Raw genomic sequence first — 22169 nt, forward strand, 5'->3', positions numbered from 1 at the left:
TTTATTTGCCGGAAACATATATAACAAGTGCAGAAATTGCCAAAAAAGCAGGAATCCCGCTTCATATTGTTGAAAATAAAATGGGTATCAAAAAGAAGCCGGTTCCAGGCGCAGAGGATCACACCTGCGAGATGGGAATCAGGGCTGCCCGCGAAGCAATCGGGAAAGCTGGAATTGATCCGCTGGAAATTGATCTGGTCATTTATATCGGCGAAGAATATAAAGAATATCCCTTATGGACAGCAGGCATTAAGCTTCAGCATGAAGTCGGGGCCTATAATGCCTATGCATTTGATATGGCCCTCCGCTGTGGGACCGCTATAATGGGGCTGAAGACAGCGAAGGATATGATGTCAGCAGATCCCGGCATATCGACAGTCCTGCTTGCCGGCGGCTACAGGAACGGGGACTTCATTAATTACGAAAATGAAAGGACCCGGTTTATGTTTAATCTGGGAGCAGGGGGCGGTGCGATCCTTTTGAAAAAAGGACTGTCCTCAAACAGGCTGCTGGAAAGCGCTATCATAACCGATGGATCTTTTTCAGAGGATGTTGCGGTAGTGGCCGGAGGGACTAAGAACCCCTTAACGGCAGAGGCGCTTGAAAACGGTCTTTACCAGCTTGATGTAATGGATCCGGCAGGGATGAAGCAAAGGCTGGAGCAGAAGTCCATGGAAAACTTCCTGAAGGTAATTAGGAAAGCGGTTGCAAAAAGCGGCTATGCAGAGGATGATATCCATTATCTCGCGATGCTCCATATGAAAAGGTCCGCCCACGATTTTGTCCTTCAGGAGCTTGGCCTTGGACAGGAGCAATCCATTTACCTGGAGGATTTTGGGCATATCGGCCAATTTGATCAAATATTGTCATTGGAGCTTGCTGAAAAAGAGGGAAGGCTGGCACCCGGGAAAATAGCTGTCCTTGTCAGTGCAGGCATCGGCTATGCCTGGGGAGCTTCTGTCATTAGATGGGGGGAAGATGGAAAGTGAGCAAGAATGAAGAACTGAAAAAGATTGTTTTGAGCAGCGGGGAAACCATCAGCTGGAGGGAAAGGGAAGGCGGCGGGCAGAAGCTGCTGCTCATCCATGGCAATATGACTTCCTCGAAGCATTGGGACCTTGTGTTTGAACATCTGGACCCGAAATATAAGCTGTATGCGATCGATCTTAGAGGGTTCGGCCAATCCAGTTATTTCGAGCCAATCCGTTCCATCAAAGACTTTTCGGATGATGTAAAGCTTTTTTGCGATGCAATTGGCCTCTCCGATTTTTCCGTTGCCGGCTGGTCGACGGGAGGTGCGGTTGCTATGCAGCTTGCTGCAGACAATCCCGGCCTATGCAATCGCCTGATTCTTTTGGCCTCAGCTTCCACAAGGGGATACCCGTTTTACGGGACGTCAGGGGATGCTGTGCCTGATTCATTAGCACGCCTGACCAGCCTGGAACAAATAAGGGCGGATAAGAGCAAGACAATTCCTGTGCAGTCGGCTTATGACAGAGGGGACAGGATGTTTCTAAGGGCGATGTGGGATGCCCTTATTTATGATAAAAATCAGCCGGAGCCTGCAAGATATGAAGAGTATCTGGATGATATGCTGACACAGCGGAATCTTGCTGAAGTCTATCATTCTCTTAATATTTTCAATATAGGTTCCGTCCCGAATGGTGAAGAACCCGGAACAGGGGACGCGGATAAAATTAAGGTGCCGGTGCTGGTCCTGAGAGGCGACCGTGATCAGGTAATAACAGCGGGGATGGCCCGGGAAATCCTTGAGGACATCGGAAGCAATGCACACTTTGCAGAATTGAAGGATTGCGGCCATTCCCCGCTTGTCGATGATATCGGGCAGCTGACTGATGTGATGTCGGAATTTTTGGATAAAGAGCTGGAGGTATTAAAGTGAGACTAAAAGAGAAAACAGCCATTATTACCGGGGCGGCCAACGGTATTGGATTTGCCGCAGCCGAAAGATTTGCACGTGAAGGGGCCAATGTGGTCCTGGCCGATTTTGATGAGGAAATCGGCAGGGAAAGAGAAGGGGAGTTAAATAGAGAAGGACTTCATGCCAGGTTTATTCAGGTAGACGTATCAAAAAGGGAAAGCATTGACGAACTGGTCCGGCAGGTGCTTGAGGAGTATGGGAGAATCGACATTCTGATCAATAACGCAGGGATCACCCGTGACAGCATGCTGGCCAAAATGGCTGCCGAGGATTTCCAAAAAGTGATTGACGTCAACCTGACCGGTGTATTCCATTGCACCCAGGCTGTGATCCCAAGCATGATTGAACAGGGGAAAGGGAAGGTCATCAGCACTTCATCTGTATCAGGCGTTTATGGAAATATCGGCCAGACCAATTATGCTGCCGCAAAGGCCGGGGTTGTGGGCATGACAAAAACCTGGGCAAAGGAGCTGGGCCGAAAAGGGATCAACGTCAACGCCGTCGCCCCCGGCTTCATCCATACAGGAATGACAGCAAAGGTGCCTGAGAAGGTGATCGGGCAAATGAAACAGATGGTGCCGCTCGGTCGCCTGGGCAGCCCGGAGGATATTGCCAATGCCTATTTATTCCTTGCCTCTGATGAATCTGATTATATTAATGGAACCGTCCTGCATGTGGACGGCGGCATTATGATGTAAGAATAGTTTGACGGGAGGTAGAAAAATGAGGACTGTAGTTATCGTATCAGCTGCAAGGTCTCCGGTCGGAACCTTCGGAGGTGCATTCAAGGATCTCCTGCCAACCGACCTGGCTGTACCAGTCATAAAGGAAACTGTAAAAAGAAGCGGTTTGGAAAATCATGAAATCGATGAGGTGATCCTCGGTCATTGCATCCAGCGGACCGACCAGCCCAACACGGCCAGGACCGCAGCGCTGCTGGCAGGGCTTCCGGATGAGACCTCGGGATTCACTGTCCAAAGGCAGTGTGCATCCGGCATGCAGGCGGTCATTTCGGCAGCTCTGCAAATCCAGGCTGGCATATCTGATATCGTAGTGGCAGGCGGTGTGGAGGCTATGAGTTCAAGCCCTTACCTTCTAAAAGATCACCGCTGGGGAGCGAGGATGCAGCATGGTAAAATTACCGATTCTGTATGGGAAATTCTCGAGGATCCGATCCACCATATTATGATGGGTGAAACTGCTGAAAATCTGGCAGAGCTTCATGGGATAACAAGGGAAGAGCAGGATGAAATGGCACTGCTGAGCCATCAGCGCGCCCTGAACGCCATTGAAAAAGGTTATTTTGAAGAAGAAATTGTCCCTGTAACAGTCAAGCACAGGAAAGGGGAAACCGTTGTATCCCGGGATGAGAACCCTCGGCTTGACCTCACAGCAGCAAAGCTTGCCGGCCTAAAGCCTGTTTTCCGGGAAAATGGAACCGTGACGGCGGGGAATGCCTCCAGCCTGAATGATGGGGCAGCAGCACTGGTGCTTATGTCCGAAGAAACGGCAATGGCAAAAGGGCTTACGCCGCTAGCCCGGATTGCCGGCTTTTCAGTATCAGGCGTCGACCCTAAAATCATGGGAAGGGGACCTGTGCCGGCAGTCAGGAAAGGCTTGCAGCAGACTGGCTGGTCTCTGGAGGATGCAGACCTGATCGAAGTGAATGAAGCATTCGCAGCCCAATATCTCGCTGTTGAAAAGGAACTTGGCCTGGACAGGAGCAAGGTAAACGTCAACGGCAGCGGCATCAGCCTCGGACACCCGATCGGCTGCACAGGAGCAAGGCTCATCGTCAGCTTGGTGCATGAACTGAAAAGAAGAGAACTGAAAAAAGGCATCGCCTCCCTCTGCGTCGGCGGAGGCATGGGAGCCTCGGTTTTTATAGAAAGATAACAAGAGAGGCACGAGATGCCTCTCTTTCTATTTACAGACAGAAGGAATGTGTGAAGGCATCTGTATTTCCTAATAATTATTTGTGAAAGTTTGGATGTTTATAGTGGAGTTTCCCTGTCTTTCTCAGATGAATTCTATTCGCCAAAAAAAGTCTTAAAACCCTGTTGATTGGAGTGGAAGGCACGAAGACTCCTGCGGGAAATAGCGGCAAGGCTGAGACCCCGCAGACGCGCAGCGGTGAGGAGGCTCAGCGTCGCCCCGCGGAAAGCGAAGTGCCTGGAGCGGAAATCAACAGCCCATACCAAAGAAAACCATGGACTTAAATGATTTATTCTTTTTTTCTAAAGTGCACAGGAGTTTATAGAGATAGAAAATGCTATTAACCTCTATAGCTCTTTAGTAAACTCATTGTATATCCAAAAAAGTTTTAAAACCCTGTTGATTGGAGTGCAAGGCACGCAGACTCCTGCGTGATTGCAGCGGCAAGGCTGAGACCCCGCAGGAGGCACGACAAGGAGGCTCAGCGCTGCCCCGCGGAAAGCGAAGTGCCTGGAACGGAAAATAGCAGCCTCATATACTCTTCTAACCCTTTTTTGCTTGTCCTCATAAGCTATAGCTTTTTAAACAAGTAACCCCGCCAGCTCCCCAGCAGTCACAACCTGGGCAAACTCCTTATTCAGCATCGCCAATTCAATCTCATGCACCTGCTCAGGAGAATAAACCGTGCCTCCAATCCCTTTAGCCTCAAACGCGGCACAAGCATCGGAAACAAGATAGGTGGTGAAGCCCAGATTGCCCGCCATCCTTGCAGTGGTTGAAACGCAATGCTGCGTCGATAAGCCAGTTATACAGACATCCTGGATATTTTCGCCTCTTAAATAGGACTCCAGGCTTGTACCGATGAATGCAGAATTCACTTCTTTCTGAAAAACCTTCTCATCCGGCAGCGGGGCATTGGCATCTTTAAAGCTCACACCCTCTGGATTATCACGATATAAAGGAGAAGACGGCTGAACCGATAAATGCTGCGAGTAAATGATCTTCCAGCCTCTTTTTCTCCACTCATCCTGCAGCTGCCCGATGATTTGTTCTGCGGCGGGATTGTTTCTTTTCCCCCAATAAGGGTCGTCAAAGCCCTTTTGCACGTCCAGGACAAGCAGGGCTGGCGGAGAATCCATCTTTTTCAAAGGCGCACCTCTTTTCTCGGATTAATAACTCAGCTTTATTATTTCCGGAGTATGGAAAATCATCCAGGTGTAACTCTTCTGCAACTGATGTTATTTACACTCTCCATATCAAAGATGAAGGAGAGATTGCATTGTGGAGGGAAATCGACTGGCTGACCAATAGAGCGGGGCTGTCGCCCGGCTCCGTGGCAGTTATTGACGCTGAACAGGGGAAATCCTGGACATATAAAGAGTTGAACAGCAGGGCGGAGGCTTTGGCGGGCTGGCTGCTTGAAAGGGGAGCTGCAAAAGGTGACAGGATCGCGCTGCTTGCGCCTAATCATATAAGCTGTCTGGACTTTCTGTTTGCCTGCGGAAAAATCGGGGCTATTTTCGTGCCGGTCAACTGGAGGCTTGCGGCGGAAGAGATCCAGGCTATACTGGCAGACTGCACACCCGTAATTATAGGCTATCATTATTCATTCATTGAACTCGCATCACGCCTGCAGCTGCATCAATATGAGTCTGTCTGCCTGGATGAAACACCCTTCAGGATGCCTGGCCGCCCATTCATTCCTCCATGGCAGGTCGATGAGGAGGATCCCCTTGCCATGATTTATACAGGGGGGACGACCGGGAAGCCGAAGGGAGCTGTGCTTTCCCACCGGGCGATCTTGTGGAATGCCGTCAATACGGCAGTCAGCTGGGGGCTTACGAACCAGGATACGACCATCACTTATCTGCCGATGTTCCATACCGGGGGCATCAACGCCCTTACTCTGCCTTTGCTGTTGGCCGGAGGCAAAGTTGTGCTCGCCGGGAATTACAATCCGTCTGATGCAGCCCGTTATATCAGGGAATATCAGTGCACCATCATCCTGCTTGTGCCTACGATGTACCATATGCTGATAGATACAGATGAATTTAAGGAAGGCTCGTTTGAATCCATGAGGGTATTTCTTTCAGGAGGTGCTCCGTGCCCGCTTTCAATTTATGAAGAATTCAGGAGGAAAGGATTGCACTTCAAAGAGGGCTACGGCATGACGGAAGCCGGGCCGAATAATTTTTATATCTCCCCGCAGGAAGCTGTGCTGAAAAAAGGATCCATCGGAAGGCCGATGCTGTTCAACACGGTGAAGATCCTGGCAGAAACAGGCGTCGAGGCAGGAAATGGAGAAGTTGGAGAGGTTTTGATAAAGGGGCGCCATGTCTTTTCCTGCTACTGGAATAATGAAGAGGCCACAAAGGACGCAGTAAGAGATGGCTGGCTCTATACCGGTGACCTCGCAAAAGTCGATGATGAAGGATTTTTCTATATAGTCGGACGGAAGAAGGATATGATCATCACCGGAGGGGAAAATGTATATCCGCTCGAAGTGGAGCAGTGGCTGGGCTCCTGCCCGCAAGTGGATGAAGTATCTGTCATTGGGATCGATGACCGGAAATGGGGGGAAGCAGTAACGGCATTCATTGTGCTGAAGGAAGCAGCTGCCATGACCAAAGATGAGATAAAGGGTTATTGCAGGCAAAAGCTCGCTGCTTATAAAGTACCTAAATTCATTTATTTTCTTGATAAACTTCCAAAGACCCATGTGGGAAAGATCGACAAAAAGCAGCTGAAAATGACTGCGGCAGAAATGGCAGCTGCTAAAGAAGGATAATTCGGCATCCCTATCGAATAAAAGGGTACTCCCGGCGGCTGAAAGCCTGCTGGAAACAACTGGGGAGATCCTTATGATTACAGAGAAAATGCTGGAAGGCGAAAATATCAGACTAGGCTATTTTGCGGAAAAAGATCTGGAAAACATATTGGAGTGGCATACAGGAGAGCTTTTTATGCGCCATCTTGATGCGGTGCCTGTAAAGCCGCGGACGAAGGATGACCTGAAAAAGCAATGGCTGGAGGAAACCAGTGATGCGTTCCGATTTGCTGTCATCCATAAAAACACTGAAAAGGTAATCGGGTTTGCTGAGGTTAATGGTGTGCTTTGGACGCATAAGACTGCCTGGGTCAGCCTGGGCATCGGCAGCGAAGAGCACTGGGGGAAAGGATATGGAAGAGAAGCGCTTCAATGTCTGATTGACTATAGCTTCAATGAACTGAATCTCCATCGCCTTCAGCTTACCGTGTTTTCCTATAACAGCCGGGCCATCAGGCTGTATGAAAAATTCGGCTTTAAAAAAGAAGGAGCCTTCCGTGAGTTTATGGAACGAAACGGGCAAAGATATGATATGTTCCTCTATGGACTCCTCCGCAGAGAAAGGCAGAAAAGTCCGGAATGACAGATTCCGGGCTTTTTGTGCTGACAAGATAATTGCGGCGGGCAGGAATGACCGACAGGGCGATTATATCGGTCACTCTTGGACAGAAGCAAGAGGGGTTGCTTTACCCCTTCCCCCTACAAATCCCTCCCCGCCTTCTCAAGCCTATGAACAATCACCAAATCAACTGCAAAACAGCATAGCAGAAGAATGAGCACCCCGGCAAAAGGCAGGATGGCGGCAGCTGGCGAGGCAAGGCTCGCCCCGGTTAAGAGAACGAAAGAGTAGAGTGATAAAGCTTTGGCGCGCCGCTCTCCGCCCAATGATCCAATCAATGTGATGATCGAAGGAATCAAGAGAGAGATCGAGGCGACGAAAGAGACTGATAGAATAACAAGCATTTCCGCCCCTGTGAGAAGAAGGCACATGCTCAGGATCCCAAGCCAAAGGCCGGTTATTAGTGTGCGGTAAACCCCGAATGTTTCAATTAACTTGCCGGTGAAAAGGGATAAAATGGCGCCTGCCATGCCTGCCGCCCTAAGAAGGAACAGTTCCTGGAAGGTGCCGCTGAATTGCCGCGCAAGGCTGTCATAGAAAGCTGCAAACGAAAACAGCAGAGTAAAAGCAATCACATAGCATGACAGAAGCCTGGTATTTTTCAGCAGGACCGCAAAGGATGAAAAGACGCTTCCCTGGACTGCAGGCTTTCCTGTCGCAGGCAGCAAAATCCAGGCCAAAATGAATAGCGCGAGATAGCATACAGAAAAAAATAAAAAGACAGATTGCCAGCCATAATGCAGGGTAAGGACAGAGCTGATCAGCTGGCCGAGTATGCCTGCAAGGAGAAAGCCCGTATTGATGAGCACAAGCAGAAGCGTTCTTCCGCGGCCCGAAAATAAGTCGGAAGAATAGGCAAAAGCCACAGGTGCAAAACTTCCGAGAACAAATCCCTGAAGTGACCGGAGGAAGTGAAGGCTGACTTCACTGCCGGAAAGTCCGACCGCAAAGGTGGCAAGCGCAGAAGCGAGCATCCCAAAGACAATGACCTTCTTTCTGCCTGCCCTGTCTGACAGGGGGCCGAATGTTAAAAGGCCCATGGCATAAAAGATGGAAAAAAGGCTTCCGGCTGTGATGATTGCTCCTTCATCTGCATGGAGAGAGGCGGCCATTTCACCGTATATGGGAATGAGGGTATAAATATTCGAAGCGACCAGTATCCCGGAAATGACAAGCAGGGCTCCGGAGACGGACAAACCTGGTTTCATAGCGTGAGTTATCCCTCCTTTTTTGAAATTTTTGGGGCTTGAAGATTCTTATGCTTACGCTACAGCCTGCGTTTCTTTATGGATTTGTCTCTTTTGTTTTTATCAATATATGCACGCGGGGATGTGCTGGAAAGTTGTTCCCATCCAGGTGTATCCCATTGGCAACAGTGACGGAAAAATAGTATAATAATAGATAAATAAGGACAGCCGCTTCCATGCTGTCTGGTATAAAAATAGAGTTGTTTTTTCCAAAGGCGCAGAACAAGCTGCGCCTTTTTCGCACTTAAATAGCAGAATGAAGGGTATCCGAAAAGCCTTCACGGCCGAACGGAATCCGGAAGATGGATAATAGGGGAGGACCACGGATGTCTGTACGTTTTATATTAGGCCGGAGCGGCAGCGGCAAGACTTCGCTCTGCCTTGAAGAAATCAGGGAGAAAATGAAAATCGAGCCGAATGGCCATCCAGTTGTTTATCTGGTGCCTGAGCAGATGACGTTTCTTTCGGAATATAAGCTCATCACAACCCCGGGGCTTGGCGGGATGATCCGTACACAGGTCTTGTCATTTACAAGGCTTGCCTGGAAGGTGCTGCAGGAAACAGGCGGGATCAGCCGCTATCATTTGAACAGCACCGGCGTTAATATGCTCATCAGAAAAATAATTGAAGATAAAAAAGATGAACTGAAAATCTTTCAGCGGGCGGCAGGCAAGAACGGCTTTATCGGCCAAATGGAGCAGATGCTGACAGAATTCAAACGGTACTGCATTGAGCCGGGAGCTCTTGCAGGGAAACGGGAAGAACTTGAATCCCGAAGGGGCAGCAGGGGGCTTCAGGACAAGCTGCATGATATGGAATTGATCTATAAGCAGTTCGAAGAAGGCCTTCTTGGCAAGTACGTAGATTCTGAAGACTATTTCCGCCTTCTTACTGAAAAAGCAGGGATGTCGGAGTACCTGAAAAATGCCGAGGTGTATATCGACGGCTTTTACAGCTATACGCCCCAGGAATATATGATCATCGAGCAGCTTATCAGAGTCTGCAAAAGAGTGACGGTGACATTTACGCTTGACAGGCCATATAAAACAGCAGTCCCGGAAGATCTTCATCTTTTCAGGATGTCGGCAGAATCATACCAGTCGGTCTATGAGATTGCGGGGATGGCCGGGGCCGAGATGGAACAGGAAGTGCTTCTCAATGGTCAGCAGCGCTGGGACAATGACTCGCTCCGCCATATGGAAAGAGCCTTCAGCAGCAGGCCTGCCGAGCCTTTTGCAGGAAAAGCAAACGTCCATATTGCACAGGCAGTGAACAGGAGAGCAGAAATAGAAGGTGCGGCCAGAGAGATTAAGAGACTGGCAGCAGAAGAGGGATACCGATTTAAAGACATTGCCCTTTTAATGAGGAATGGATCAGTTTACCATGACATCATTGAAACCATCTTTGATGATTACGGGATTCCGTTTTTTATCGATCAAAAGCGGACGATGATGAACCATCCGCTTATTGAGCTTATCCGCTCATCACTTGAGGTCATTACCGGCTACTGGAGGTATGAGCCTGTTTTTCGCGCAGTCAAAACCGAACTGCTGTTTCCGTCCCGGGCGGATCTTGGCGTGATCAGGGAAAAAATGGACAAGCTTGAAAACTATGTTCTGGCATATGGTGTCCAGGGCGAGAAGTGGACAAAAAAGGACCGCTGGAATTACCGCCGCATCAGGGGGCTTGAATTTGAGCAGATCGTCCAGACCGACTTGGAAAAAGAGCGGGAAGAAGAGCTGAATCAAATGAGGGACCTGATCGCTGCACCGATACTCCGGCTCTCCAGGAGGCTTAAGAAGGCCGACAGCGGAAGAAGGCTGTGCGAGGCTGTCTATCTTTATTTGGAGGAATTGGATATACCGACGAAGCTGGAGCGCTGGAAGCTGGAAGAGGAAGATAAGGGGAATCTTGTAAAGGCAAGGGAACATGATCAGGCCTGGAATGCTGTCATGGAGCTTCTGGACCAGTTTGTAGAAATGCTCGGGGATGAGAAGATCAGCATGAAGCAGTTTGCCTCAATCCTTGATTCAGGAATGGAATCTCTCCGCTTCTCTCTTGTTCCGCCGGCTATGGACCAGGTGCTCGCAGCAGATCTGGACAAATCTCGTTTGTCGGATATAAAGGCAGCGTTTGTCATCGGGCTGAATGAGGGTGTCCTGCCTGGCAAGTTCACTGAGGAAGGAGTGCTTGCTGATGCTGACCGGGAGAAGCTTCTGCAGTCAGGGCTTAAAATTGCCCATGGCAGCAAGGTCAGGCTCCTGGATGAGGATTTTCTGGCTTATCGCGCCTTTTCCACACCTTCCTCCCATCTGTACATCAGCTATCCGCTCGCCAATGAAGAGGGCAAGGCACTGATGCCGTCGCCTTATATCAGCCGGGCAAACGAACTGTTCCCGGAGGCGGGGCAGCTGATGTGGATGGCCGATCCGTTCGAACTTCCTGAGGAGGAGCAGCTATTATTCGCCATGAACGAGGATACGAGTCTTTCTTATCTGGCTTCCCAGCTCCAGATGAATAAAAGAGGCTATAAAATCAGCGGAATCTGGTGGGATGTCTACAATTATTATCATGCCCATCCAAGGCTCGGGGACACGGCCAGAAAAGTACTTTCCAGCCTGCATTACGAAAACAGAACGGCCAGGCTTTCGGAAGAGGCTGCCAAGGAGCTTTACGGGGAAACGATCCAGGCAAGTGTATCAAGGATGGAGCTTTTCCACAGCTGCCCATTTTCACATTTTGCCCAGCATGGCCTGAAGCTCCGGGACAGGAAGGTCTTCCGCCTGGAAGCGCCGGATATCGGAGATCTGTTCCATGCTGCGTTGAAATTCATAGCTGAGACCGTCATGGATAAAAGGATGTCCTGGTCTGACATGACAAGGCAGGAATGCGAGAAGCTTGCCAAAGAAGCGGTGGAGATGCTTGCGCCAAAGCTTCAGAATGAGATACTGCTGAGCTCGAACCGCCACTTTTATATCAAGCGTAAGCTCGAAAATATCATCAGCAGGGCTTCGTATATACTGAGCGAGCACAGCAGGGCAAGCGGGTTCTCCCCAGTCGGCCTTGAGCTCGGCTTTGGCCCTAAGGATAAACTTCCGCCTCTGTCCTTTAAGTTGAGGAATGGGACGAACATGGAGCTGGTCGGCCGGATTGATCGGGTTGATAAAGCGGAAAATGAAAATGGCGTATACCTTCGGGTGATCGATTATAAATCCAGCGCAAGGGATCTGAATATCAGTGAAGTCTACTATGGGCTTGCTCTGCAGATGCTTACCTACCTGGACATCATCATCACCCACTCAGGGGATATAGCAGGGAAAAAGGCCGATCCTGCAGGAGTCATGTACTTCCATGTCCATAATCCGATTGTGAACTCTCCGAAGCTTCTCACACTCGATGAGATTGAAGAGGAGATCTTTAAGAAGTTCAAAATGAACGGCCTTCTTCTCGGCGATGAAAATGTTTTAAGGCTCATGGACCAGACACTTGATTCCGGCGACTCCTCGATTATATCGGCTGGATTTAAAAAGGACGGCACCATCACGAAAAGGTCGAAGGTAGCCACAAGGGACGACTTCGAGAGCCTTCGGAAATTTGTCCGGGGAACCTACACAAAAACCGGGGACGCGATCATCAGCGGATCAGCAGATATTTCCCCTTATAAAATGAAGGACAAGGTGCCTTGTACATTCTGTTCGTTCAAGTCAGTCTGCCAGTTTGATGAATCGGTTGAATCGAATGAGTACAGGGTGCTTTCCCCTAAGTCAAATGAAGAACTGATGGATAAGATACGAAAGGAGGCGGGAGAGAATGGCTAAAGCTATTATTCCTCCAAAGCCGGAGGGGGCAGCCTGGACAGATGACCAGTGGAAGGCAATCATGGCTTCGGGCCAGGATATCCTTGTGGCTGCAGCTGCAGGCTCCGGAAAAACGGCAGTGCTGGTTGAAAGGATCATCAATAAGATCGTATCCAGGGAAGAGCCGGTCAATGTGGATGAGCTCCTCGTCGTGACCTTTACGAATGCGTCTGCCGCAGAGATGAGGCACAGGATCGGGGAGGCACTTGAGAAGGCGATAAACAGGGATCCGCAGTCTGCGCATTTGCGCAAGCAGCTCAGCCTGCTGAGCAGGGCTTCGATTTCCACTCTTCATTCATTCTGCCTTGAAGTGATCCGGAAATATTATTATCTGATCGATATCGATCCCGGCTTCCGCATTGCCGATGAGACAGAGGGGCAGCTCCTCAGGGATGAAGTCCTTGAAGAACTGTTCGAAGAAGAATACGGCAAGGAAAACAATGAAGACTTTTACCGGCTGGTCGATGCTTTCACGAGCGACAGGAGTGACACAGCCCTCCAGGATATCATCAGGGAACTGTACGATTTTGCACGGTCCAATCCGGCACCAGATCAATATCTCGATAAAATCTCGGACATGTACGAAGTCAGCAGTGATGCAAAACTGGAAGAGCTTCCGTTCATGTCAAGCGTCTTGTTTGATATCGGACTGCAGCTTGAGGGAGCAAGGCAGCTGCTGGAAAATGCGCTTGAGCTTGCCAAAACGCCTGGCGGGCCTGCTCCAAGGGCAGAGAATTATATGGACGATATCAGGGCAGTTGAGACCTTGATTGCCGCAAACAATGATTCCTGGTCCAGTTTAAATGAAGCCATGCAGCTTTGGAGCTTTGGCCGTGCGAAAAATTGCAAAGGCGATGAATATGATCCCGATCTGGTCAAGCAGGCCCAAAAGTATAGAGATAAGGCAAAGAAAATGATCCAGGATCTGCAGGCGGAATTCTTTTCGCGCAGGCCGGAAAGCTTCATCCGGGATATTGGGGAGATGAAGCCGCATATCGATGTACTCGTCCGGCTCGTCCGGTCCTTTTCAGAGAAATTCAACAGTGTGAAAAGTGAGAAGGGACTTGTTGACTTTGCTGATCTGGAGCATTTTTGCCTGGAAATCCTTTCTGATCCTTCTGCAAGGAAGGAGGGAGCCATCCTGCCTTCAGAGCCAGCTCTTACTTACCGGGACCATTTCAGGGAAGTGCTTGTTGATGAATACCAGGACACCAACATGGTCCAGGAAGCAATCCTGCAGCTCGTGACGAAGGAGGGGGAAGAGACTGGCAATCTGTTTATGGTTGGAGACGTGAAGCAATCCATTTACCGGTTCAGGCTGGCAGAACCCAATCTGTTCCTCGGCAAATATACTCGCTTTACTGTGGACGGAGAGAAAACAGGATTAAAGATCGACCTTGCAAGAAACTTCCGCAGCAGAAAGGAAGTGCTTGACGGGACCAACTTCCTTTTCAAACAGGTGATGGGAAAAAAAGTAGGGGAAATCGATTATGACCAGGCTGCCGAGCTTGTAAAGGGAGCTTCGTATCCTGAAGACCTTCCGTATCCTGTTGAGCTTCATCTGATCGACCTGGACGGACAGGAGAAGGCCGAAAGCGGGGAAGCAGATGAAACGGATGCAGGGTATGACCTTGAGGATCTCGAGCAATCACAGCATGAAGCAAGGCTGATGGCTGAGAAAATCAAAGAAATGCTGTCATCCGGGAAAAAAGTGTATGAACCGAAATCGGGAGCATATCGTCCTTTAATGTACCGCGATATTGTCATCCTTCTAAGGTCGATGACATGGGCTCCGCAGATTATGGAGGAATTCAAAAAGCAGGGAATTCCGATTTATGCAAATCTGTCTTCAGGCTATTTTGAAGCTACCGAGATCACCATTATGATGAGCCTTTTAAAAGTGATAGACAATCCGCATCAGGATATCCCGCTTGCCTCTGTTTTGCGGTCTCCGATAGTCGGCCTTAACGAAGAAGAGCTTGCCCAGATCCGCATCGCCGATAAAAAGGGTTCCTACTATGAAGCGATGAAGGCATTCTGTGAAACAAAGAAAAGCGGGGATCTGTATGATAAAGTAAAGCCGTTTTTCCTGGATATTGCGGAATGGAGATCGATGGCGAGGAAAGGCGGTCTTTCTGAATTGATCTGGCAGCTGTACCGGGACACGCATTTCTATGACTTTGCCGGAGGGATGCCCGGCGGCAAGCAAAGACAGGCTAATCTCCGGGCACTGTATGACCGGGCACGCCAATATGAGGAAACTTCCTTCAGGGGCCTTTTCCGCTTCCTGCGTTTCATTGAACGGATGAGGGAACGGGGCGATGACCTTGGTGCAGCGCGCGCACTCGGCGAACAGGAGGATGTGGTGAGGATGATGACCATCCACAGCAGCAAGGGGCTTGAATTTCCTGTCGTCTTTGCTGCAGGCCTGGCAAGGCAGTTCAATACGATGGATTTGAAAAAAACCTATCTGCTTGATAAGGAATACGGATTTGCGGCCAAATATGTGAATCCGGAGAAGCGGATTTCCTATCCATCCCTGCCACAGCTTGCTTTTAAAAGGAAAAAGAAGATGGAAATGCTGGCAGAGGAAATGCGCGTTCTGTATGTAGCACTGACTCGTGCCAAAGAACATCTTTTTCTTGTGGCAAGCGTGAAAAATGCGGACAAAAAACTGGCCGGCTGGCAGCAGGGTGCCAAAAAAGACAGCTGGCTGCTGGATGAATATGACCGGGCGGCTGCTTCCAGCTATCTTGATTGGATCGGCTCCGCACTTATCCGCCACCGGGACGGGGAGCCACTGAGAAGCGGGCAGGAGGATGCCGCAGCAGGAAGCCAGGGAGAAATCGCTTTACATCCTTCATCCTGGAGCGTTGAGGTCAGGCAGGCAGCCGTCACTCCTGCTCAGGATGAGGACAGTGATGAAGCCGGGGAGCAGTGGATTGACAGCGTATATGAAGGCAAACCGGTCCCGGCTGAGTCCCCTTTTAAAGAAAAAATAAAGAATTCACTTTCCTGGCAGTACAGCTACCCTTCCGCAGCTTCCCATAAGTCAAAGCAATCTGTCTCAGAAATGAAGCGGCAGAGTGAAGTGAAGGATGAAGAGAGCGGCAGCGATCTCGTCAGGAATCTGAAAAAGCCGATCCTGAACCGGCCAAGGTTCATGCAGGAGAAATCAATGACACCTGCCGAAAGGGGCACGGCGATGCATATGGTCATGCAGCATGCAGACCTTTCCAATCCGGTGACAGAAGAGTCCATTGAGAGACAACTGGCGGAGATGAAAGATCGGGAGCTTCTCACGGATGAGCAAGTCCAGGTGATAGACCCGGCCCTCATCGCGGGATTCTTCCAATCGCCTCTTGGCCAGAGGATGAGAAAGGCTGCAAGGATCCAGCGGGAGGTTCCTTTCAACCTGGCATTGCCGGCAAGAACCGCCTACCCGGACTGGAAGGGCACAGAAGAACCGGTGCTTGTCCAGGGGATCATTGACTGCATTTTCGAGGATGAGCACGGTACAGTCCTGCTTGATTATAAGTCTGACAGCATCCATGGGCGCTACACGGGCGGATTTGAGGAGGCAATGCCGGTCCTCAAAAGACGGTATGATGTTCAGATAAGCCTGTATGCAAAAGCTTATGAGGCTATTACTAAGGACCCTGTTGATGAAAGGTATCTATTCTTTTTTGACGGAGGCCATATTTTAAAGCTGGAATAGGGATAATAGGAAAGCAAAAGGGGAGACTCTTTTGCTTTTTTGTTCATTAAGATGAAGTTGGGGAAGGAGCTGACCACATGGGGAAAAAAAGCCATGCAGAGGGTATATGCGAGCTCTGCGGACGTAAGCCTGTCGCAGTGACGGTCCATCATCTAACACCGAAGGAGTTCGGCGGAACATTCCTGCCGACGGCCAATCTATGCATTCCGTGTCATAAGCAGATCCATGCTTTATACCCGAATTCTGAATTGGCAGTGAGGCTGAATACGATCGAACTTTTGAAGGATGATCCCCAGATAGCCAAGTATCTGAAGTGGATTAAAAAACAGCCTTCATCAAAGCTGACGAAGGCTAAAAAATCGAATGCAAGAAAAAATTGAGATTGCAAAGGCTGCTGTTATGACGCCGGAAGGAACGGAAGCCCTTAGTTATTCCCGACGTTTGGCTGATCTATCAGATTGGTGTCAAGTACATTGCTGGCATTGAGGCCGTTATTTGTGATGATGAATCCGCCCGTATTGAAGGCGCCCTGGCCGCTCGTTGATTTGGAGTTATTTTTTGGGGAGATGTACAGGGCATCCCCGAATTGCACAATTCCCCCTCCAACGTTGACAATCTGCACAGGTCCGATGATTGCAGGCATTGTACCACTTCCTTTTTTCTGGCATTGCTTCTCCGCCCCTTCGGTCAGGTTTCCTGAAGAGGCAGGAGCTGGCGGATATGCTTGACGCGCGACTCCATAGAAACATGGCCGCTGTTTCCGATATGAACCAGTGATGAAGCTGATATACCGATAATATCTATAGAATCCACTTTAATGGCTGGTTTGCCCTGATGTACATACATTTGAAGGGGATCTTCAAGGGCTGGAAGGGGAAGGGGCTCTGTAAAGATAGAATAATCACTGTACCTTCCCTCATTTGCGAAAAAGACCTCAGCTTGGCGCTGTACGGCAAGCGCTCTTGAAAACGCCTGTATAAACTCAGAATCTCCCACCTGCAAGATGGAGGAAAAAGAGACGGTATCCACATTCAGTTTATTGACTATTGCTGTTCTCTGAAGCATGTCATCACTCCGGAGTCAGCGGCACGAAGGGTCCTATTATAAGGGATTCCGCCGGAGTATCAAAGGTTGAGGCAAGCTGGATGGTCTGGGTGTCCCCGACCATGAGCAGAGAGGAGCTTGATACACCGAGTACGCGGATGCTGCCTACATTCAAGTCTCTGTTATAAACCTCGAAGTTCATTCTTTCTTCATCCCTTTCATATTTTCGGGCAGATTCCCAAGGAAGGCTTTCACTCCGTTGCGGATCTCCCCTTTTATCAGGGAAGCTGCCTCTTTCCACCAGCCTTCGGGATTCCTTGCCATCTGCTGATTATTTTGAGCCTGCTTCACATAGTAATCAACCCTGCTGGGCAGCTGTTTTTTAACATCTTCTTTTATGAAAGAAAGATAGGAAGAGTCCGCCTCCATATCCAGAGCAGCGGCTGCTTCTGCAAAGACTTGCGGCAGATCTTTCTCAAGGAAAGCTTCGATATCTTCCTCAATTTCCACGATTCTTTGCATCTGCCCCTGCGGGTTGGCCGGAACAGAGACATTGCTGCCTTTAACGGCAAAGTCTTCTATTCCCTGGAGCTCCGACGGATTCAATCCGATATTCAGTGTCCCTTCCAAGGTTTCAACCTTCAGCTGGTCGAATTTGTATTCAATGGTATCAACCTGTATCGGCGGGCGGTCTTTGAGTGCAATCAGCTGCTGCTGCAGTTCGCCGGCCAATTTCTCCAGCTTTTTGATCCTGCTGTCCTGATACTGGACAAACTGATGGAGTTTCTGCATATACGTGTAAAAATCCTGATTCAAGCGGCCACCCCTTTTCTTGTATAGTTTTCCTGGACGTTACCTGGCATAAGCGGGGGCACTCGGCGTGAGAGGAACTGCCGGCGCTTCGATTGGCGTTCCCCCTGGAGACGATGCCTGGGGTGCAGGCTCCAAGAATCCCCCGGTATTATACAAAAAGGAAGCAGGCTTAATGATTCCTGCACTTCCAATCTGGAAGACTGATGAGTTAGTCAATCCGCCTATACGAATGTTGTTAATCTGTATTGTTTGCTGTATATAGAAATTCATAGTATCACCCTATGTCAAGCATTGAAATAATTGCCCTGATCGACCCCGTCCTGGTCAAACGTATTGGTCGTGCTCTGCCTGTTATAGACATTGAGACCATCTCCGGTATTGAACGAGCCAGCGCCGGAAAAGGTTTTGGCATTGGAAAGAGGCATGATTTTGTAGACATCCCCGATATGGAAGACAGAACTGCTTCCGATTGATACTACCTGTGCGACTCCTACGATTGCCGGCATATTAAAACATCCTTTGACTATTGGTTTCTGTACTATCGTATGTGCCTATGGCAGGAGTGTGATAAAAAAGCCCAAAATAATGGTGCTGAAGCTATCCTGCTGTGTAATTAAAAGTAAGATATGATAAAATGACAGTAAATTCAGACTTTTAAGGAGGCTGCTTATGCAAGTACCATTGCTGCTCACACAATTCTTAGACCGCGCCGTTTCGCTGTATGCTGATAAGGAAGCCATTTTTGCCGATGAACGGAGCTTTACCTACCAAGAATTGGGCAGCCGGGTGAACAAGCTGTCATTTGGCTTAAAGGGGCTTGGGGTGGAAAAAGGCGACAGGATTGCCTATCTTGCGCCGAATTCAGTGGAGATGCTGGAAGGGTTTTATGGTGTTTTCCAGACAGGCGGCATCATGGTCCCGCTTAATATCAGATTGAAGCCGGAGGATTATCTTTACATACTGAACCACAGCGGGGCGAAGGTCCTGTTTGCCGATCAGGATCTTTATCATCTTATCCTGCCGGTCAAGGAACAGCTCCAGACAGTTGAAAAAATTATTGTCCATTATAAAAATGACCAAACGGCAGAAGTGGGATATGATGATTGGCTCAAAGAGCAGCAAGAGGGCCGGTTTCCCCGGGTGCAGCTGGATGAGAATGACGTCTGCAGCCTGCTGTATACAAGCGGAACGACCGGAAATCCAAAGGGAGTCATGCTCACCCATCGGAATAACTATCTTCATGCTTTAAGCACGATGCACCATCTCAGGGTAACCGACAAGGACGTCCTTGTTCATGTGCTCCCTATGTTCCATGTCAACGGCTGGGGGTCGCCTTTCTATTACACTGCAAACGGCGCATCCCAGGTATGCCTGAGGAAGGCAGATCCTGAAACCATCTTCCAGGCTCTGATGAAGCACAATGGGACAGTCCTCCATATGGCGCCTACGGTTCTTAATTCGCTGCTGCAATATCATGGCAGCAGCAAGCTGCCGGCAGGAGGAGATGTTCGTGTAGTCATTGCCGGTTCTGCACCTCCGCCGGCATTTGTTGCAAAGGCAGAAAGGGAATTGGGATGGGAATTCATCCAGGTGTACGGAATGACGGAATCTTCCCCGCTCAGCACAATTTCTTCTATCCGGTCCCATCTATCAAATCTGCCGGAGGAAGAACAATACCGAATGAAAGCAAAAGCCGGCTATAGCATGATTGGCTGTGAAGTGAAGGTTGTTGATGAGAACGGAGAAGCTGTCAGGTATGACGGTAAGCAAATAGGTGAAGTGATCACAAGAAGCAATGGAGTCATGAAAGGCTACTGGAAGAATGAAGAGGCGACGATGGAAGCGATCCGCGGCGGCTGGCTTTTTACAGGAGATATGGCCACTGTGGATCTTCACGGCAATATAGATATTGTAGACCGAAAGAAGGACATCATCATTTCCGGAGGGGAAAATATCTCTTCCATTGAGGTGGAAGGGGTGCTCTATGACCATCCGGCTGTACTCGAGGCTGCTGTCATTGCCGTGCCTCATGAAAAATGGGGAGAAACGCCGCATGCCTTCATTGTGAAAAAGGAAGATGCAGAAATAGCCGCAGAAGACTTCATCCTGTTTACCAGGGAAAGGCTGGCTCATTTTAAAGCTATAACAGGTGTGACCTTCGTGAAGGAGCTTCCGAAGACCGCATCCGGAAAAATACAGAAAATCCGGCTCCGTCAAGAATACTGGAAGGCTGACGGAAAAGGCGGGCGTTTTGTCAACTAAAGCAAACATGAGAAAGGGCCGCGGACTGTGGCCTTTTTTTATGGCAAAAAGGCTGGCTTGGCAAATCCTGGTGGACTTTCTTAGCCTGCCTATCTATTATTAATAGGTAGACTATGAAAAGGAGATTTGTATGCCTGATAAATTATTGCCTGTACAAGAAAAAGACCGGATTGCTTCACTTGATATGATGAGGGGCTTTGCTATACTTGGCATCTTCCTCGTAAACATGATGTCCTTCCACTCCCCGCTTTTGTATCTGGATCCTCATCGATGGTGGGACAGCTCTCTTGATAAAGGAGTATATGCTTTCATCGATATTTTTGCCCAAGCGAGCTTCTATCCTTTATTCTCCCTTTTGTTCGGATACGGGGTGATCATTTTGAGGGAAAGGGCAATAGACAGGGGCTACAGCTTTGCGGCCATAGGGTCAAGAAGATTCCTTGTCCTTCTGGCAGCGGGCATTCTGCACGCATTTCTCATCTGGCATGGAGATATACTGGTGAATTATGCGGTATTCGGCCTGATAGCCCTATTATTCTTCCGGTTGTCCGGGAAGGCTCTTCTGATAACGGGAATACTGTTGTATATCCTGCCCAATCTGCTTATGGGCCTGCTGATGCTGGTGACAGTCCTGTTTGTCCCGGACAGCGAAACTTCTTTATATGACCTGGAATCAGCAGTCTCATCGAGTGAAGTATACAAGGACGGGACATTTGCGGAAATCACATCACAGAGGATCACAGATTGGTATATGGTAAATAATGAGGTTTCATTCATCATCCTGCTCCTGTCGATTATGCCTCTTTTTCTGATCGGAGCCGGAGCGGCAAAGCTGAAGCTGCTGGAAAAGCTGGCGAACTTCCAAAAGAGGGCAGCCATTATGTTTGCGGTGTTCTTTGCCGCAGGACTGTTGATCAAACTGGTGCCTTATATGGGTCCTGACAACCTGGCAACAGAGTATTTCCAGGATTTGTTCGGGGGCCCGCTCCTTGCTGCCTCCTATGCAATTATGATTGCGCTGCTGGCTGATACGGAAAAAGGCAGCCGTCTGCTGATGCCGCTCACTTGGGTAGGGAGGATGTCATTGAGCAATTATCTATTTCAATCGATTGTCTGTACTTTGATTTTTTACGGCTATGGCCTCGGTTTTTATGGAGATATTTCTATGGCTGGCGGCACGCTGCTTGCTGTTGGGATCTATCTGTTCCAAATCCTTCTAAGCAGGCTATGGCTTACCAGGTTCAAGTACGGTCCGTTTGAATGGCTCTGGAGAAGCGCCACCTATCTGTCAGTGCCGCCGATCAGGAGAAGCAAATGAGAAAGGCCATCATCATCGGCTCTGCGGGGGCAGGTAAATCAACCTTCGCTAAAAGGCTTGGGGAAATGACCGGTATTGAAGTGATCCATCTGGATTCCCTTTTCTGGCACGAGGGCTGGGTGCCGACGGAGCGGGAGGAATGGATCCGGATTCAGAAAGGTTTGATGCGGAAGGAGCAATGGATCCTTGATGGAAACTATGGAGGAACAATGGACATGAGGATGGAAGCATCTGATTCTATCTTCTTTCTGAACTATTCTACAGTCCGCTGTTTGTATGGAGCCCTGAAACGAAGAGTCATGAATCATGGCCGCACAAGGCCGGATATGGCAGAGGGATGCCCGGAACAGCTCGACTGGCAGTTTTTAAAGTGGATTGCCCGCTATAAGAAGGATAATGCACCGGCCATCCTTGCCAAACTTTCCGCTGCGAAAGGGAAGGAAGTATATATATTCCATAGTCCGGAGGAAACAGAGGAATACCTTCTCAGTCTTACCCGGCCTTAGGAATGTGCCTGCAGGAAAGCCCTGCAGGTCTCTTTCTGTCCGCAGTTTTCCATCAAGGCGCTTTCAGAAAATTTGTATTAT

At 49.3% G+C, this 22169-nt stretch carries 20 protein-coding genes; 12 read left to right on the plus strand and 8 right to left on the minus strand.

The window, feature by feature from the left end; translation table 11 throughout:
* The first annotated feature begins 5 nt into the window (after window positions 1-5).
* From N288_RS06685 to N288_RS06700, 4 genes are read left to right on the plus strand one after another with little or no spacing between them, the layout of a single operon-like run.
* Window positions 6-989, plus strand: coding sequence for a 3-oxoacyl-ACP synthase (locus tag N288_RS06685; protein WP_009794006.1), 984 nt, complete (start codon window positions 6-8; stop codon window positions 987-989).
* On the plus strand, window positions 968-1903 hold the full coding sequence (gene phaZ / locus N288_RS06690) for an intracellular short-chain-length polyhydroxyalkanoate depolymerase (RefSeq protein ID WP_009794007.1): 936 nt from the start codon (window positions 968-970) through the stop codon (window positions 1901-1903). Before N288_RS06685 ends, phaZ begins: the two co-directional genes overlap by 22 nt.
* On the plus strand, window positions 1900-2640 hold the full coding sequence (gene fabG, locus N288_RS06695; protein WP_009794008.1) for a 3-oxoacyl-ACP reductase FabG: 741 nt from the start codon (window positions 1900-1902) through the stop codon (window positions 2638-2640). The genes phaZ and fabG overlap by 4 nt, the downstream gene beginning before the upstream one ends.
* Before the next feature lie 25 nt (window positions 2641-2665).
* On the plus strand, window positions 2666-3838 hold the full coding sequence (locus tag N288_RS06700) for a thiolase family protein (RefSeq protein ID WP_009794009.1): 1173 nt from the start codon (window positions 2666-2668) through the stop codon (window positions 3836-3838).
* 620 nt (window positions 3839-4458) lie between these two features.
* On the opposite strand, the gene N288_RS06705 is transcribed toward N288_RS06700, so the two are convergent.
* Window positions 4459-5016 (minus strand): cysteine hydrolase family protein, encoded by a 558-nt coding sequence (locus N288_RS06705; RefSeq protein WP_009794010.1) that lies wholly within the window; start codon window positions 5014-5016, stop codon window positions 4459-4461.
* Between the two features lie 140 nt (window positions 5017-5156).
* Here N288_RS06705 and N288_RS06710 point away from each other — a divergent pair, with 140 nt between their 5' ends.
* Both N288_RS06710 and N288_RS06715 read left to right on the plus strand, forming a co-directional pair.
* Window positions 5157-6665: a class I adenylate-forming enzyme family protein gene (locus tag N288_RS06710; RefSeq protein ID WP_009794011.1), complete on the plus strand. Its 1509-nt coding sequence runs from the start codon at window positions 5157-5159 to the stop codon at window positions 6663-6665.
* 73 nt (window positions 6666-6738) lie between these two features.
* Window positions 6739-7287, plus strand: coding sequence for a GNAT family N-acetyltransferase (locus N288_RS06715; protein WP_009794012.1), 549 nt, complete (start codon window positions 6739-6741; stop codon window positions 7285-7287).
* Between the two features lie 116 nt (window positions 7288-7403).
* Here the strand turns inward: N288_RS06715 and N288_RS06720 are convergent, their stop codons facing one another.
* Complete coding sequence (locus N288_RS06720) at window positions 7404-8531, minus strand: MFS transporter (RefSeq protein WP_009794013.1); 1128 nt, start codon at window positions 8529-8531, stop codon at window positions 7404-7406.
* Window positions 8532-8896: 365 nt separating this feature from the next.
* Here N288_RS06720 and addB point away from each other — a divergent pair, with 365 nt between their 5' ends.
* The 3 genes from addB (at window position 8897) to N288_RS06735 (ending at window position 16525) form a co-directional block, all read left to right on the plus strand.
* Window positions 8897-12388 carry a helicase-exonuclease AddAB subunit AddB gene (gene addB, locus N288_RS06725; RefSeq protein ID WP_009794014.1) on the plus strand — a complete coding sequence of 1164 codons (3492 nt, stop codon included), beginning with the start codon at window positions 8897-8899 and terminating at the stop codon, window positions 12386-12388.
* Entirely contained in the window at window positions 12381-16145 is a 3765-nt protein-coding gene (addA, locus tag N288_RS06730) for a helicase-exonuclease AddAB subunit AddA (RefSeq protein ID WP_009794015.1), read from the plus strand. The genes addB and addA overlap by 8 nt, the downstream gene beginning before the upstream one ends.
* 77 nt (window positions 16146-16222) lie before the next feature.
* A complete protein-coding gene (locus N288_RS06735) occupies window positions 16223-16525 on the plus strand; it encodes an HNH endonuclease (protein WP_009794016.1) in 303 nt (100 codons plus the stop codon).
* A 44-nt stretch (window positions 16526-16569) separates the two neighbouring features.
* Here the strand turns inward: N288_RS06735 and N288_RS06740 are convergent, their stop codons facing one another.
* Genes N288_RS06740 through N288_RS06765 form a run of 6 tightly spaced genes read right to left on the minus strand, consistent with a single transcriptional unit; the run spans window position 16570 to window position 18508 of the window.
* Complete coding sequence (locus N288_RS06740; protein ID WP_009794017.1) at window positions 16570-16788, minus strand: spore germination protein; 219 nt, start codon at window positions 16786-16788, stop codon at window positions 16570-16572.
* Between the two features lie 44 nt (window positions 16789-16832).
* Complete coding sequence (locus tag N288_RS06745) at window positions 16833-17210, minus strand: spore germination protein GerPE (protein WP_009794018.1); 378 nt, start codon at window positions 17208-17210, stop codon at window positions 16833-16835.
* Between the two features lie 4 nt (window positions 17211-17214).
* Window positions 17215-17391, minus strand: coding sequence for a hypothetical protein (locus N288_RS06750; RefSeq protein ID WP_009794019.1), 177 nt, complete (start codon window positions 17389-17391; stop codon window positions 17215-17217).
* A complete protein-coding gene (locus N288_RS06755; protein WP_022543592.1) occupies window positions 17388-18005 on the minus strand; it encodes a spore germination protein GerPC in 618 nt (205 codons plus the stop codon). The genes N288_RS06750 and N288_RS06755 overlap by 4 nt, the downstream gene beginning before the upstream one ends.
* Before the next feature lie 36 nt (window positions 18006-18041).
* Window positions 18042-18272, minus strand: a complete 231-nt coding sequence (locus N288_RS06760) for a spore germination protein GerPB (RefSeq protein ID WP_009794021.1) — start codon at window positions 18270-18272, stop codon at window positions 18042-18044.
* Window positions 18273-18286: 14 nt separating this feature from the next.
* Entirely contained in the window at window positions 18287-18508 is a 222-nt protein-coding gene (locus N288_RS06765; protein WP_009794022.1) for a spore germination protein, read from the minus strand.
* A gap of 163 nt (window positions 18509-18671) precedes the next feature.
* Here N288_RS06765 and N288_RS06770 point away from each other — a divergent pair, with 163 nt between their 5' ends.
* The 3 genes from N288_RS06770 (at window position 18672) to N288_RS06780 (ending at window position 22088) form a co-directional block, all read left to right on the plus strand.
* Complete coding sequence (locus tag N288_RS06770) at window positions 18672-20264, plus strand: long-chain-fatty-acid--CoA ligase (RefSeq protein ID WP_022543593.1); 1593 nt, start codon at window positions 18672-18674, stop codon at window positions 20262-20264.
* Between the two features lie 130 nt (window positions 20265-20394).
* On the plus strand, window positions 20395-21582 hold the full coding sequence (locus N288_RS06775) for a DUF418 domain-containing protein (RefSeq protein WP_009794025.1): 1188 nt from the start codon (window positions 20395-20397) through the stop codon (window positions 21580-21582).
* A complete protein-coding gene (locus N288_RS06780; protein WP_009794026.1) occupies window positions 21579-22088 on the plus strand; it encodes a DNA topology modulation protein in 510 nt (169 codons plus the stop codon). Before N288_RS06775 ends, N288_RS06780 begins: the two co-directional genes overlap by 4 nt.
* Window positions 22089-22169 lie beyond the last annotated feature (81 nt).

It is taken from the genome of Bacillus infantis NRRL B-14911 (assembly GCF_000473245.1).
GTDB classification, from domain to species: domain Bacteria; phylum Bacillota; class Bacilli; order Bacillales; family Cytobacillaceae; genus Bacillus_AB; species Bacillus_AB infantis.

Bases quoted from the DNA above. Each gene is read 5' to 3' on its own strand.
- N288_RS06770 (WP_022543593.1), top strand. From the start codon at position 18,672: ATGCAAGTACCATTGCTGCTCACACAATTCTTAGACCGCGCCGTTTCG.
- N288_RS06720 (WP_009794013.1), bottom strand. From the start codon at position 8,531: ATGAAACCAGGTTTGTCCGTCTCCGGAGCCCTGCTTGTCATTTCCGGG.
- N288_RS06745 (WP_009794018.1), bottom strand. From the start codon at position 17,210: ATGCTTCAGAGAACAGCAATAGTCAATAAACTGAATGTGGATACCGTC.
- N288_RS06775 (WP_009794025.1), top strand. From the start codon at position 20,395: ATGCCTGATAAATTATTGCCTGTACAAGAAAAAGACCGGATTGCTTCA.
- N288_RS06760 (WP_009794021.1), bottom strand. From the start codon at position 18,272: ATGAATTTCTATATACAGCAAACAATACAGATTAACAACATTCGTATA.
- N288_RS06780 (WP_009794026.1), top strand. From the start codon at position 21,579: ATGAGAAAGGCCATCATCATCGGCTCTGCGGGGGCAGGTAAATCAACC.
- N288_RS06750 (WP_009794019.1), bottom strand. From the start codon at position 17,391: ATGAACTTCGAGGTTTATAACAGAGACTTGAATGTAGGCAGCATCCGC.
- addB (WP_009794014.1), top strand. From the start codon at position 8,897: ATGTCTGTACGTTTTATATTAGGCCGGAGCGGCAGCGGCAAGACTTCG.
- N288_RS06705 (WP_009794010.1), bottom strand. From the start codon at position 5,016: ATGGATTCTCCGCCAGCCCTGCTTGTCCTGGACGTGCAAAAGGGCTTT.
- addA (WP_009794015.1), top strand. From the start codon at position 12,381: ATGGCTAAAGCTATTATTCCTCCAAAGCCGGAGGGGGCAGCCTGGACA.
- N288_RS06715 (WP_009794012.1), top strand. From the start codon at position 6,739: ATGATTACAGAGAAAATGCTGGAAGGCGAAAATATCAGACTAGGCTAT.
- N288_RS06740 (WP_009794017.1), bottom strand. From the start codon at position 16,788: ATGCCTGCAATCATCGGACCTGTGCAGATTGTCAACGTTGGAGGGGGA.
- phaZ (WP_009794007.1), top strand. From the start codon at position 968: ATGGGGGGAAGATGGAAAGTGAGCAAGAATGAAGAACTGAAAAAGATT.
- N288_RS06700 (WP_009794009.1), top strand. From the start codon at position 2,666: ATGAGGACTGTAGTTATCGTATCAGCTGCAAGGTCTCCGGTCGGAACC.
- N288_RS06735 (WP_009794016.1), top strand. From the start codon at position 16,223: ATGGGGAAAAAAAGCCATGCAGAGGGTATATGCGAGCTCTGCGGACGT.
- N288_RS06765 (WP_009794022.1), bottom strand. From the start codon at position 18,508: ATGCCGGCAATCGTAGGAGTCGCACAGGTAGTATCAATCGGAAGCAGT.